The 13,105-nt window shown below is 61.9% G+C and carries 13 protein-coding genes; 1 reads left to right on the top strand and 12 read right to left on the bottom strand.

What is annotated here, in order from left to right:
• The first annotated feature begins 61 nt into the window (after positions 1-61).
• A complete protein-coding gene (locus ACIQAL_RS15465; RefSeq protein WP_166598088.1) occupies positions 62-403 on the top strand; it encodes an FKBP-type peptidyl-prolyl cis-trans isomerase in 342 nt (113 codons plus the stop codon).
• A gap of 194 nt (positions 404-597) precedes the next feature.
• Here the strand turns inward: ACIQAL_RS15465 and ACIQAL_RS15460 are convergent, their stop codons facing one another.
• From ACIQAL_RS15460 to ACIQAL_RS15405, 12 genes are all read right to left on the bottom strand, one after another.
• On the bottom strand, positions 598-2,991 hold the full coding sequence (locus ACIQAL_RS15460; RefSeq protein WP_401146815.1) for a response regulator: 2,394 nt from the start codon (positions 2,989-2,991) through the stop codon (positions 598-600).
• Between the two features lie 79 nt (positions 2,992-3,070).
• Positions 3,071-3,532, bottom strand: coding sequence for a response regulator (locus tag ACIQAL_RS15455; protein WP_401146812.1), 462 nt, complete (start codon positions 3,530-3,532; stop codon positions 3,071-3,073).
• A 19-nt stretch (positions 3,533-3,551) separates the two neighbouring features.
• Entirely contained in the window at positions 3,552-5,807 is a 2,256-nt protein-coding gene (locus ACIQAL_RS15450; protein ID WP_401146811.1) for an ATP-binding protein, read from the bottom strand.
• A 151-nt stretch (positions 5,808-5,958) separates the two neighbouring features.
• A complete protein-coding gene (locus ACIQAL_RS15445; protein ID WP_401146808.1) occupies positions 5,959-7,899 on the bottom strand; it encodes a response regulator in 1,941 nt (646 codons plus the stop codon).
• Positions 7,889-8,710, bottom strand: a complete 822-nt coding sequence (locus ACIQAL_RS15440; protein WP_401147143.1) for a sensor histidine kinase — start codon at positions 8,708-8,710, stop codon at positions 7,889-7,891. Before ACIQAL_RS15440 ends, ACIQAL_RS15445 begins: the two co-directional genes overlap by 11 nt.
• A gap of 46 nt (positions 8,711-8,756) precedes the next feature.
• Positions 8,757-9,770: an ATP-binding protein gene (locus ACIQAL_RS15435; RefSeq protein ID WP_401146805.1), complete on the bottom strand. Its 1,014-nt coding sequence runs from the start codon at positions 9,768-9,770 to the stop codon at positions 8,757-8,759.
• The gene (locus ACIQAL_RS15430; protein ID WP_401146802.1) at positions 9,761-10,165 is read right to left on the bottom strand and encodes an anti-sigma regulatory factor; all 405 of its coding nucleotides are present in this window, start codon (positions 10,163-10,165) and stop codon (positions 9,761-9,763) included. The genes ACIQAL_RS15435 and ACIQAL_RS15430 overlap by 10 nt, the downstream gene beginning before the upstream one ends.
• Complete coding sequence (locus ACIQAL_RS15425; RefSeq protein ID WP_062381930.1) at positions 10,162-10,524, bottom strand: STAS domain-containing protein; 363 nt, start codon at positions 10,522-10,524, stop codon at positions 10,162-10,164. The genes ACIQAL_RS15430 and ACIQAL_RS15425 overlap by 4 nt, the downstream gene beginning before the upstream one ends.
• A 4-nt stretch (positions 10,525-10,528) precedes the next feature.
• The gene (locus ACIQAL_RS15420) at positions 10,529-11,380 is read right to left on the bottom strand and encodes an STAS domain-containing protein (protein ID WP_401146799.1); all 852 of its coding nucleotides are present in this window, start codon (positions 11,378-11,380) and stop codon (positions 10,529-10,531) included.
• A 254-nt stretch (positions 11,381-11,634) separates the two neighbouring features.
• Positions 11,635-11,913 (bottom strand): DUF1652 domain-containing protein, encoded by a 279-nt coding sequence (locus ACIQAL_RS15415; protein WP_401146797.1) that lies wholly within the window; start codon positions 11,911-11,913, stop codon positions 11,635-11,637.
• 314 nt (positions 11,914-12,227) lie between these two features.
• Positions 12,228-12,707, bottom strand: coding sequence for a hypothetical protein (locus ACIQAL_RS15410; RefSeq protein WP_166598114.1), 480 nt, complete (start codon positions 12,705-12,707; stop codon positions 12,228-12,230).
• A 152-nt stretch (positions 12,708-12,859) separates the two neighbouring features.
• Positions 12,860-13,063, bottom strand: coding sequence for a hypothetical protein (locus ACIQAL_RS15405; protein ID WP_401146794.1), 204 nt, complete (start codon positions 13,061-13,063; stop codon positions 12,860-12,862).
• Between the last annotated feature and the right edge of the window lie 42 nt (positions 13,064-13,105).

The following is a 13,105-nucleotide window of genomic DNA, read 5'->3' as shown; positions in this document are numbered from 1 at the left end:
CCAGCCATGCCCCACGCCATTAGCATCCCCCGCCTGCTTCGGTTTCCACGAGAAAGACACCATGAACGACGAACTCCAGATCATCGACCTGCAAGAAGGCACCGGCAAAGTGGCGGTCAAGGGGGCGCTGATCACCACGCAATACACCGGCACGCTGGAAGACGGCACCGTGTTCGATTCCTCCTGGGAACGGGGCAAGCCGTTTCAGTGCGTGATCGGCACAGGTCGGGTCATCAAGGGCTGGGACATCGGAATCATGGGGATGAAAGTCGGCGGCAAGCGCAAGTTGCGGGTGCCGTCCCGTTTGGGTTACGGCGAACGCAGCATGGGAGCGCACATTACGCCGCATTCGAATCTGATTTTCGAGATTGAGTTGCTGGAAGTGCTGACACGGGAGGACTGACCCGGCACCGGTCGCTTCTGGCCGCAGGCCGTGGGAGCTGGCTTGCCTGCGATCTGGCGCGCAGCGGCAGCAAAATCTGATCATGCGTTGTGTCAGGTAAAAAGAGTCGCGAGGTTTTGCTGCTGCTTCGCGCCAGATCGCGAGCAAGCTACGCTCCCACGGCCTGCGGCCAGAAGCGGGTCGCGGGTTGCGTTCTACGACGCCACGCCCGCCCCGTTCTTCATCAACACATTCGCCAACTTGCGCGCCAGCTCTTCTTCCTTATAGGGCTTCTGCACGATCAGCTGCTGATCGACGTCAAGGATGTCGATGTCGGCGAACCCGGTGATGAACATGATCGGCAGCCCCGGATGGTCGCGCCTCACGATCTCGGCCAGTTCGGCGCCGGTCATGTTGGGCATGGCGAAGTCGGTCAGTACCAGCTCGATGCCGCTGTCGATTTTCTTCAGCGCCTCATCGCCATTTTCCGCTTCGACGACCGAATACCCCAGCGAACTGAGCATCATGGCGGTCACCGAGCGCACTTCGGGGTCGTCGTCTACCAGCAGGATCGTGCGATGCAGGTCGTCGGCGTCGGCGTGGCCCGGCATGTCCGAGACACTCACCGTCGGGATCGCTGTGCGGGCAATGCTCGGCAAGAACACCTTGATCGTGGTCCCGGCGTTTTCGGCGGTGTCGATGCTCACGCCACCCCCGGACTGCTTGGCGAAACCGAACACCTGCGCCAACCCCAAACCGGAGCCTTTGCCCACCGCCTTGGTGGTGAAGAACGGTTCGAAGGCCTTGGCCAGCACTTCTTCACTCATGCCACAGCCGGAGTCGCTGACCGACAGCACTACGTAAGCGCCGGGGTCCGGGTCTTCGGGGCGTTGCGGCAAGTGGTAGACGATCTCGTTCCAGGTGCTCAGGCGCAATTGCCCGCCCTGAGCCATGGCGTCCCGGGCGTTGATCGCGAGGTTGAGGATGATCATCTCTGTCTGCGTCGGGTCCACCAGCGCACTCCACAGGTCATCCGCCAGTTCGGTCTCCACCCAGACACTGCCGCCCAAGGCCCGAGCCAATAGCTCGCGCATGCCGCCGATGGTGTCGTTGAGGTTCAGCGCCACCGGCTCGAGCCGCTGACGGCGGGAGAACGACAGCAGCTGGCTGGTGAGCTTGGCGCCGCGCTCGCCTGCCGAGCGAATGTTTTGCAGGCGCTGGGGCGATTTGGTGAACACGCCTTTTTCCAGGTCGCGGGCGAGGAAATTGGCGCTGGTAAGGATCACCGTGAGCAGGTTGTTGAAGTCGTGGGCCACGCCCGCCGTCAACTGGCCCACCACCTCCAGACGTTGCATCTGCTGCAACGCCGCTTCGACCCGCTCGCGCTCACGAATCTGGTCACGCAAACGTTTGTTGGTGGCGGCCAATTCATCGACCACCGCCCGTTCGCTGGTGATGTCCCGCACGGCGGCATACATCAGGCCCTCGTCGGGCACGATGGTCCAGGACAGCCAGCGGAAACTGCCGTCGGCGTGGCGCATGCGATTGACGAAACGGGTGGTGACATTGCCTTGGGCAACGCTGGCGGTCTCGCGCAAGGTCGCTTCGAGGTCGTCGAGGTGAATCAGCTCGCCCAGCGATTGCGCGTGAAAATCGGCGCGGGTCCAGCCCAGCGTCGCTTCCCAGGCAGGATTGAGCGCGATGGGCGTCATGTCGAAGCGCAGCACGCCAAGCAATTCCCGGGACAGTTCCCAGGTGCGGTCGCGTTCACGGGTGCGCTGGACCACGCGCTCACCGAGAATTTCATTAAGCTGATGCAGCGCCTGCGTCGCCTGCTTGCGTTCGCTGATGTCCTGCATTACCCCGGTGAAGCGCACGCACTTACCGTCTTCGAACAGCGAGCGACCGTTGGAAAACACCCAACGCTCGGTGTCTCCCTCGACCCGCAAGCGGTGTTCGATCTGGAAGCCGGTATCGGCTGCAAGGGCTGCCATGACCTTGCTTTGCAGCAGGTCGCGATCATCAGGGTGGCAGCGGGAAAACATGAACGCCATGCTCACCGGCGCGTCGGCCGGGACGTCGTAAAGCGCCTTGCAGCGATCGTCCCACAGCAGGGTTTCGGTGCGAGGGTCGTAGGTCCAGACGCCCATTTCAGCCGCTTCAATGGCCAGATGAGCGCGGACCTCGGCATCCTGCAACGTCGCCTCGGCACGCTGGCGCTTTTCCCGTTCGTGGACCTCGGAGACAGCACGAATCACGGCCTTGGGCAGCATTTTCAGGTTTTGCTTGAGCACGTAATCGATGGCGCCCATGCGCATCATCTCGACTGCGTGCTGTTCGCCAAAAATGCCGGAAAGAAAAATGAAGGGCGTCTGCGGCGCAAGACGCAACGCGCTATTGAGCACTTCGGGCCCGGAGGAGCCAGGCAGCAGGTAATCGCTCAGGATCAGGTCGAAACGCCGGACCAGCAGTTCCCGCTCCACCTCCTGATGGTTGTAGACCAGGGTGGCGTCGATTTTCAGCCCACTGCTTTCCAGCGTGAGCAGGGTCAGTTCGGCGTCGTGCGGACTGTCTTCAACCAGCAGCAGTTTGAGAAGCGATAGCGGCATGAATAGTCGTCGTGTATTGCGCAAAAAACCATCGCCGCCAGCATGTCGCGGGACAGATCAGGCCATGGGAACAAGTGAATCAAGACCCCGGACGGCGTGTCAGTCGCAGTGAGCCGGGCGGCGGCTCGTTGAGAACGGCCCAGAAAATCCCGAGATCAGAGATGGCTGAGACGAATTCCTTGAATTCGACCGGCTTGACCACGTAAGCGTTCACTCCCAGCGCATAGGCGCGTTGCAAATCGGGTTCTTCGCGGGACGAGGTCAGCATCACCACGGGAATGCTGCGCAGATCCTCGCTCTCCCGAATGGTTTTCAGCACTTCCAGCCCGTCGAGTTTCGGCAGTTTCAGGTCCAGCAGCAGCACCGCAGGGTTGCCCGCGGCGCGGTCATTGTAAGCGTTGCGACGGAACAGATAATCCAGTGCCTCGGCGCCGTCACGCAGGACGATCACCTCATTGGCCAACTGGCTGCGCTCCAGCGCGACAAGGGTCAACTCCAGATCGTTGGGGTTGTCTTCCACCAGAAGAATGGGTTTCAGCATTGGGCGTCTCCTCGGACACTCAAAGGGTTACAGTGAGGCTGCGCTTCGGTAGCGCAAAATAGAATGTGGCTCCCTGCCCCAGCTCACCATGGGCCCACACCGAACCGTCATGCCGTTCGATGATACGCCGCACGCTCGCCAGGCCGATCCCCGTGCCTTCGAATTCTTCCATCCGGTGCAGTCGCTGGAACACGCCGAACAGTTTGCTGGCGTATTGCATGTCGAAGCCCACACCGTTATCGCGGATGTACACCACGACTTTGTCGTCTTCTTCGTAGCTGCCGATCTCGATCACCGCCGCACTCTGATTGCGGGTGTACTTGATGGCGTTGGACAGCAGGTTGCGCATCGCGAGATGCAGGAACGCCGCGTCGGCGATCACGACGGGCAAGGGCTCGGGAACGTGCCATTGCAGGTCACGGTCCTGGTAATCCGGCAGCATCTCGCGGCGGATCGCGTCGACCATCGCGTTCAGATCGACTTCCGAATAGCGCATCGCCGAACGGCCCATCTGTGAGAAGCTCAGCAGGTTGTCCACCAGCGTCCCGGCAAACCGCGCGGACTCACCGATATTTTCCAGAAACCGCACGCCCCGCTCGGACAGTTTGCTGCCTTCGATGTCGCCCAGCAGCTCGGCGTACCCGGCGATGTGCCGCAGCGGTGCCCGCAAGTCGTGGGACACGCTGTAGGAGAAGGCTTCGAGTTCCTTGTTGGACTTTTTCAGTTCGTCCGCAAGTGCCGCCATTTCTTCGGCTTTTCGCAGCACGATGCCGAGCACTGCGGCCCGCAGTTCGACGACGCCTTCGGTGTCCAGTTCATCCCATGGACGGGAGAAGCCGCGCACGGTTTCCTGCCACAGTGCGAAGCTGTGACGAGGGCTCAAGGAGCCGCTGTCGTTGACGGATTTTTCCGGTTTGCCCGCCCAGTTCACCACGCGGGTCTGCTCAGGGCGGAACCAGATGATGTAGTTCGAATGCAGCTCGGAAATCGCCATGGCCAGCACGCCGCTCACCGACTCGGCGAGTTTCGGCAGCTCTGGAATGTCACGTCCGACGTTGTCCGACTGGAACACGTCGTGGGTGCCGCGCTTGCTCAGCCATTGTGTCAGGGCCTGGATCTGTTCGCGTTTCGGGGTTTCGCCGTAGACGTCCAGCGTCGATTCGGAAATCACTGCCGCCCCGCTCGCCTCAACGAATGCCAGCAGCACATCGGGCACGGCGCGCAGGCCGCCGATGACGCTGTCCAGATCGGCCATGGCCGCCAGCATCTGCACGATCTGCCGACGCAGAATGAGCATGCGTTGGTTCTTGGCCTGGGCTTCCTTGGTTTCGATCTGCAGGGACAGCACGCTGCCGAGCAATTCGCAGGCGGTGCGGGTCTGGAAACTCACGGCGCGAGGGGTCGAGTGGTGACAGGAAATCAGGCCCCACAACTGGCCTCGCACCACGATGGAAATCGACATCGACGCCAGTGTCTGCATGTTGCGCATGTACTGCAAATGCACTGGCGAGACGCTGCGCAACGTGGCAAAACTCAAGTCGAGCGGCGCACCGGTGACGGGGTTGTTGACCGGCACCAGCGGCGACGCTTGATAGTCGGCGTCTTCGATCACGCGAATGCGGTTGGCCAGGTACAACGCCCGCGCCTGAGCGGGAATGTCAGTGCCTGGAAAGCTCAACCCGAGATAGCTCGGGTAGCCTTCATCGGCGACTTCGGCATTGACCAGCCCGTTACCGTCGGCATCGAAACGGTACGCCTTGACGCGACCGAAACCGGTGATGCGCTTGACCTCCGACACCGAACGCTGGCTCAGCGCTTCGATGGTCTCGGTCTCTTCCATCTGACTGATGAACGTGCGCATCAGCGGATAGACGTTGCCGTAGGCCGAGCCCATGTCGCTGGCAGGTTCGAATTCGGCGATCAGCACCCGGTCGTGGCGGTGCACCATCATTGCCGTCGGTTTGCCGGCGCGGGAGCCTTCACGGAAGGACACATCACCGACATGGAACGGGTTCTGGTCGTCTTCAGGCAGCGCGGCCAGCCGATCCAGCAGGCGCGGGCAATCATCGAAGACATTGGAGAGCGCCACGCCGATCAAGGCTTCGGGCGCCATGCCCAGCCACGTACTGACGTTGGCGCTGACCTGAACGATGGTCATCGCCGCTTCGTCGATCACCAGCAGAAAGCCCTGGGGCTGAATGCTGCCAGGAATCTGGATGGGTTCACGGGCGCAGTTGTCGATTGCGCTCTGGTGAAGTTCCGGACTAAGGGTCAAAACAGGTTCTCCTTCACCTTCCGCACAGATGCTCGACGAAGGTGGGCGCCAAACGGATAGCGTCTGACACTCAAATGAATTGGCGTAAACAGTAACAAAAATCTACACCGCATTGGTCGCTCGTTGCGAAAAACGGTGAAAAAACAACGCTTCATCCGTCCAGCATCGACCTCACTTTGCCGAGGAAGTCCACCAACTGAAACGGCTTGGTGATCATGTCCATGCCGTCTCCCAGAAAATGCTGTCGGTTAAGCGCATTCTCCGCATACCCCGTCATGAACAGCACCGGCACGTTCGGCCGCCAACTGCGCAGACGTTGAGCCAGCTCACGGCCATTCATCTGTGGCATGCCGACGTCAGTCAGCAGCAGGTCGATGGACGGGTCGTGTTCCAGCAAGTCCAGCGCCGTGGCAACGTCTGCCGCCTGGGTGCAGCGATACCCGGCGTCACTGAGGATTTCGTTGACGAACATGCGCACCGACGCCGTGTCCTCGACGATAAGGACATGCTCCCCCGCGCCGAGTTCGGCCGTTTCGGTGACCGGCGCGGGCTCAACCGTCTGGTTCAACGCGGCGGGCAACATGAGCGTCACTTCGGTTCCGTGGCCGACCACGCTGCGTATGGTCACGTCGCCACCGGACTGCCGGGCGAAACCGTAGATGGTCGACAGCCCCAACCCGGTGCCCTCGCCGATGGGTTTGGTGGTGAAGAACGGATCGAACACCTTGTCGATCAAGTGATGTTCGATGCCGCTGCCGTCATCGCGTACGGTCAGCGCGATGTAGGGCCCATCCGCCAGACGCGAATTGCCTTGGGAATAGGCCTCGTACGTGCTGATCCAGATGTTGCCGCCTTCCGGCAGTGCATCCCGGGCGTTGATCACCAGATTGAGCACCGCGCTTTCGAGCTGCCCCGCATCGACCATCGCGACGGCACCGCGTGACGTCAGTTCGAGGGTCAGGCCGATGCGCTTGCCGATGGTCCGGCTGAGCAAATCTTCGAGGGAGCGAACGTACTGATTGACGTCCGTCGGGCGCGTGTCGAGGGGTTGCTGGCGAGCGAAGGCCAACAGCCGATGGGTCAGGGTCGCCGCGCTTTTTGCCGAAGCCAGCGCGGCGTCGGCATAGGCCAGGACCTTCTCCGGGCGCTGGTCCTCGGTGCGCTTCTTGATCAGTTCCAGCCCGGTGACGATGCCCGTCAGCAGGTTATTGAAGTCGTGGGCGATGCCGCCGGTGAGCTTGCCGATGGCATCCATTTTCTGCGCTTGCAGCAGTTGCGCTTCGGTGCGGGCGCGCTCGGCCACTTCGTGGGCCAATTGCGTGCTGACCGTGTCGAGTTTTTGCAGGTGCGACTGCTCGCGACGCCGGTGTTCGGTCACGTCTTCGATGAACACCAGGCTCAAGCCTTCGACACGGTACGGCGACACCTGCCACTCGGTCTCGCGCACATCGCCCTGTGAGCGCATGCTCAGCACGCCTTTCCAGCGCTCGTCTGCATTCAGCGCGTCCCGCAGTCCGGCGATGGCCTGATCCTGATCGTCGGCGAAGCAGCTCAGCACGGCGTTTTGCGCCGAGCCGGTCGCGATCAAACGGGCAAATGCGTGGTTGCATTCGTGGACCTTCAGCTCGCCATCCATGACCGCAATGGGGGCCGAGACGTTGACGAAAATCTCGCGAAAACGGTCCTCGCTGTCACGCAGGGCAAATTCGGTGTCGCGCACCCGCAATAGCGTGCGCAGGGTCGCCAGCAGCACGTCCGGGTCCACCGGGTGGACGAGATAGGCGTCTGCCCCGGCTTCCAGCCCGGTGACGATATCGCCGGTCTGGATCGACGCTGCGGACACGTGCACCACCGGCAGCAACGCGGTGCGCGCCTCGCTGCGCAACTGTCGCACGATGTCGAAGCCGCTCATGTCCGGCAGGTTGACGTCGAGGATCAGCGCGTCCGGCACCTGGGCGGCGATCAGCGCCAGGCCTTCGGTGCCGGTGCCCGCTTCCGCCACGATAAAACCTTGTCGCTCCATGCGGCGGCGCAAGGCATAGCGGGTCGCGGCGTTGTCATCGACGATCAACAGCCGGGTGTCAGCTTTCATCGCCGTGCTCCTGCGCCAGCGCCAACGGGATCACCACGTAGAACGTCGAACCCACGCCAGGCTGACTTTCAAGGCCCACGCGGCCGCCCAATAGCTCGGCGAAACGTTTGCACAGTGACAACCCCAGGCCGGTCCCACGCAAGCGTTTTTGCAGCGGCGAATCGACCTGGGCGAAGTCTTCGAACAACGCGCCGTGCAGCTCCGACGGAATGCCGATACCGGTGTCGGTCACGGCGAAGCGCACTTCCCGCTCGCCTTCCAGCCGGGCGGACACACGCACCTCACCGCGCTGGGTGAATTTCAACGAGTTGGAAATGAAATTGCGCAGGATCTGCGCGAGCTTCTTGTCGTCGGTGTACAGCCTGGGCAGCCCCACCGGCTCTTCAAAAATCAGGTCCACCGCCGAGGTGTCGACGATGGGCCGGAACATGCCACGCAGTGCTGAAAACAGGTCGAACATGTCGAACCAGGCGGGCGAAATACTGATCCGCCCCGCCTCGATCTTCGCCAGGTCGAGCAAGTCGTCGACCATGTCGCTCAACTCGCGGGCGGCCGTGCTGACGAAAGTCACTTGCTTGTGCTGTTCCGGGCTGAGCGGACCGTCGAGTTCGTCGCTCAGCAGGCTCGCGATGCTCAGGATCGAGCCCAGCGGCGTGCGGAACTCGTGGCTCATGTACGACAGAAAGCGGCTTTTGAGATCTGAGGCCTGACGCAATTGCTCGGCCTGGGTGTCCAGCTCGGCGTATAAGGCGAGCACGCCCTGATTGGTCTCATCCAGTTCGGCACGCAACGCGGCGGCTTCGTCGCGCATTTGTTTCAGTTCCGCTGACTCTTCGGGAGCGCCGTGGGCAGGGTTGTCAGTCATCGAGCGTCTCCAGAGCCATCACCAATACCGTTACGTCATCCCTGCCGCGGCAGAAGTCGCGGTGGAGCACCGCCGCGATAATGGCCGGGTGTCGATACATCAGACCCGGATAATCGCGAAGATTCCAACGCGATTGCAGGCCGTCGCTGTACATGATCAAAAGCTGTCCGGCACTTTGAGGGTAGCCCACCGGCGGCACCTTCCGGTATTGCAGGCCGACGATGCCGGGGTGCGACGCCAGGCCTCGCGGTTTGTCCTCGCCAATCAGCGTCGCGCCGATGTTGCCGATGCCAATGAAGCGCAGACGGTCCTGTGCTCCATCGAATTGCGCGATCGCAACGGCCCCGCCACGGGTTCCGCGCATCTCGTGGTGAATCTCCTCAAGAAGCAGGGTCGGATCGGCAAACGGTTCGCGGCCAAATGCGAGGGCACCCGCCTTCGCGGCGCTTTCAGCCTCCGGGCCGTGGCCAAGGCCATCAATCACCACAATGCTGAGCTGCTGTCCTGTGATCGCCACTTCCCAGGCATCGCCACAGGCGGGGTCATCGTGCAGCGAATGCTGGGAAACCCCAAGGCGCACGTCCTTGACCGTCGCCTGACGCGGGTAGAACCGGGTAAGCAACACTGTGCCCCGGTTGTCCGAATGCACCTCGAACACCTGGGCCTGACGCAGCATCGCGCCGAGGCCGATGCCTTGGGTGCCCCGGGTGGAAAAGCCGTCGGCCATGCAGTCGTCGAGGTCGAAACCTTGCCCCCGGTCGATGGCAATGACCTCGACACCCGGCACTGGTCCCGGCAACGCGCGCAGGTGCAGCTCGCCGTTGCTGGCGTGCTTGAGGATATTGCTCGCGACTTCCGTAACGACCAGCGCCACGCGACCGGAATCCGTCGCGTCGAACCCCAGTTGCTCGGCCAGCTTTTGCGCGATGCGCCGGGCGTGCCCCACCTGACTCGTGTCTTCGATCGCCAACACGCGAGTCAGGCTGCTGTGCAATCTCAGGTCCATTTACAGATCATCACCCGAGTGCCCGCGCCAGGCGCCGTGTCCAGCTCGAAATCGTCCACCAGCCGTTTGGCGCCGGTCAGCCCGAGGCCAAGGCCACCGCCCGAGGTCCAGCCGTCGGTCATCGCCAGTTTCAGATCGGGAATGCCGGGGCCTTCGTCGCGAAAGGTCAGCCTCAGGCCAGTGCGAGCGCCGTCTTCGACGATCGCCCAGTCCATGTCGCCGCCACCGCCGTAGACCATGGTGTTGCGCGCCAGCTCGCTGACCGCCGTTACCAGCTTGGTCAGGTCGATCAGGCGCATGCCGCATTCCTGGGCCAGCTTGCGCGCCAGTTGCCGCGCCAGCACCACATCCTGCTCGATCTGAATGCCTTGGGTGCCGCTGCTGCGCACGTTCATTGGGAATAAGCCCGCTCGCGCAACAGCGTCATGCCGCGCTCGACGTTGAGCGCCGTGCTCACACCCGGCAAGGTCATGCCCAGTTCCACCAACGTGATCGCCACCGCAGGCTGCATGCCGACCAGCACGGTTTCGGCGTCCATGATGCGGGACAGGCCGGAAATCATGCCAATCATGCGGCCGATGAACGAATCGACCATGTCCAGCGCCGAGATGTCGATGAGCACGCCTCGGGCAGAGGTCTTGCTGATGCGCTCGGACAGGTCGTCCTGGAGCGTCAGCGCCAATTGGTCGTGCATGTCCACTTGAATGGTGACCAGCAGGAAGTCACCCATTTGCAGAATCGGAATCCGCTCCATGAGCTTATACCGCCTTGGTGACGGTCAGGCCCAGACGGCGCAATGCCAGCGCCAGCGCGTCGGCGAGGTTGGCCTTGGTGACGACGCCTTGCAGGTCCAGACCCAGATGGACGATGGTCTGGGCGATCTGCGGACGCACGCCGCTGATGATGCAATCGGCGCCCATCAAGCGAATCGCGGTCACGGTTTTCAGCAGGTGCTGGGCGACCAGGGTGTCGACGGTCGGCACGCCGGTGATGTCGATGATCGCGATTTCGGAACCGGTGTCGACGATGCGTTGCAGCAGGGACTCCATGACCACTTGGGTGCGCTGGGAATCCAGGGTGCCGATCATCGGCAGGGCCAGCACGCCGTCCCACAGTTTGACCACGGGGGTGGACAGTTCCAGCAGTTCTTCTTGCTGACGCTTGATCACCGACTCGCGGGATTTCTGATAGGTGCGGATGGTGTGCATGCCCAGCACGTCAAGCAGTTGGGAGATTTCCCACAGCTGCTCGGCCAGTGTCGCCGGGCTATCGGCGTACTGCTTTTGCAGCAACGCGAACACGGGGCCCTTGAGGGCAAAAATGAAATTGGCGGTCTGCTGGGAATCCTGCCCTGCCAGCGCACGCTGATGGGACAGCTTTTCGAGGAATTGACGGGCTTCGTCCCAGTCGGCGGTGGTGATGTTCTGCGAGCCGCCTTTTTCCAGAACAGCGGTCAACAGGCGCAGGAATTCCCGGGTCTGTTGATCGACGTCGTCCGCTTTCAGATTGCGCGCGGCACCACTGGCCTCCAGGTCGGCACGCCAGCTGGCGGACAACTCGGCTTCGGCACTTTTGAAGGATTCCACGGTGGTTTGCTGCAGTACTGCCATGAGGTTGGCTCCTGAAGGTGCGCTCGTCGGGTCCGATAGAGTGAGGACACGACGACGGGCGGACACACGAAAATGAGTCAGGCGCGGATTCGGCAACCGAATCGGGGCCTAACTGGTTCAATATAAAGCGCTTTTACTACGGCGAGCGGGTGCGACGAATAACCCGCCGCCCGCTTGGTGTCAAGGTAACATCACCGTACACGAAAGGTTCCGTGGCCGGTGAAGATAATAGACCACGCTGCGTGTGGCGCTTTTCAGAGCCTCCCGCTGGCAGCGGCGAAGCGTGTCGGGGTCGAGCCGAAGGGCGTGCGGGTGGTGCGCAGGTCGTAGCGCAATTCGGCAACCAGTTCGGCCACGGCGCGCATGGTGGTGATATTGGAAATGGACACGTTCTCGACCTGCATGGCAACGGTACCGGTGGTGGCGTCGAAGATTTTCACCAGCAGGCCGCCGCCGGGCATGAGGGTGCATTCGCAGGCCAGGGGCAGAAACGCGCTTTCCAGGGTCCTGCGCAGTTCCGGGGTAAACAGCATCGCACCACCTCCATGTTGATCGGGGCCGGGCACCGATGTGCCTGCCTTTCCGGGCCGATGATGGAGTGTAGGTCTGGATTGGCGAGGGCCCGGCTCGCCCAGCGGGAATTGCGGGCTTGATCACAGATTGACCTTGGCTCTGATAGGCAGCACATGCGTATATAGCCTCACGCACGCGTCCAAGGGCAAACACACTTTGCAACTGTGGGAGCGAATTCATTCGCGAAGGTAGTACATCCGACACAGATGTGTTGCCTCCCAAATGCTTTCGCGGATGATTCGCGCCTACAGGTTTTGCACAATACTCGGCCCGTTCAAAACGCCATGTCCGTCGTCTGCGCATAAATCGAAAACGCCCCCAGCAAAAACCAGAACCCACTGAACAGCCACGGCGTGCGCATCGAGAACATTAGCGACTTCCGATACCCCTTCTCGCTCGACTCGTGCTCACTGAACAACGGCGAATCGTCATAGGCCAAGCCCATGGCGGGCTGGCTGTGCAGCAGCTGACTTTGCTTGAAGTGCCAATGATCGATGATCTCGTAGGCCGCGCGAATCCCCGGCCAGGCGTGCATCGAGCTGATCAGCCCCAAGAGCGTCAGAAACGGCGGCACGACCAGGGTGAACAGCTTGCCCCACTCTGGGTTCAAGTTCGCCATCGACGAGGCAAACGCGATCACCAGAAATGACTGGGCCGACAAATAGGCGTTGGTGCGGTTGGACAAGATAGCGGTCTCGTACTGGATTTCCTTTCGGTAGAAATCCAGCCGTTCCTTGGGGGTGCCGAACAGCATCGTCTCGGCGGTTTCGACGTCGGAAATCGGCACGCTGCTGGTGATAATGCCGGGTGACACGGTTTCACGCTTCACAGCCCAAAGCTCCCTGATTCACAACGATAGAAAGCCGGAGCGGACATCATGTTCGCTCCGGCGCAGATACGGGTTGGTTAACGCAGATCATCGGACAGGGGCGTCGGCTCATCGGGCGGAGGCACCGGAGTGGCGGCCGGCGGCTCGTTCCAGTCCTCCGGACGTTCGTTGGCCTTTTCCTCCTCGAAGTCCTCGTCATCCTTGGCATCCGGATCGAGGTCCTGATCCGCGGTCGGCAGCTCTTCGGGGCGGGTGATCGGCGTGGTGGGATCGACTGACATAAGCACCTCTCTCGGCTGAGCCCAACGAACGGGCTGTCTCAG

This window comes from Pseudomonas sp. NPDC088368, from assembly GCF_044753445.1.
GTDB classification, from domain to species: domain Bacteria; phylum Pseudomonadota; class Gammaproteobacteria; order Pseudomonadales; family Pseudomonadaceae; genus Aquipseudomonas; species Aquipseudomonas bambusae.
Note: the sequence above shows the minus strand (reverse complement) of the source record. Positions and strands in the feature narration are given on the sequence as shown.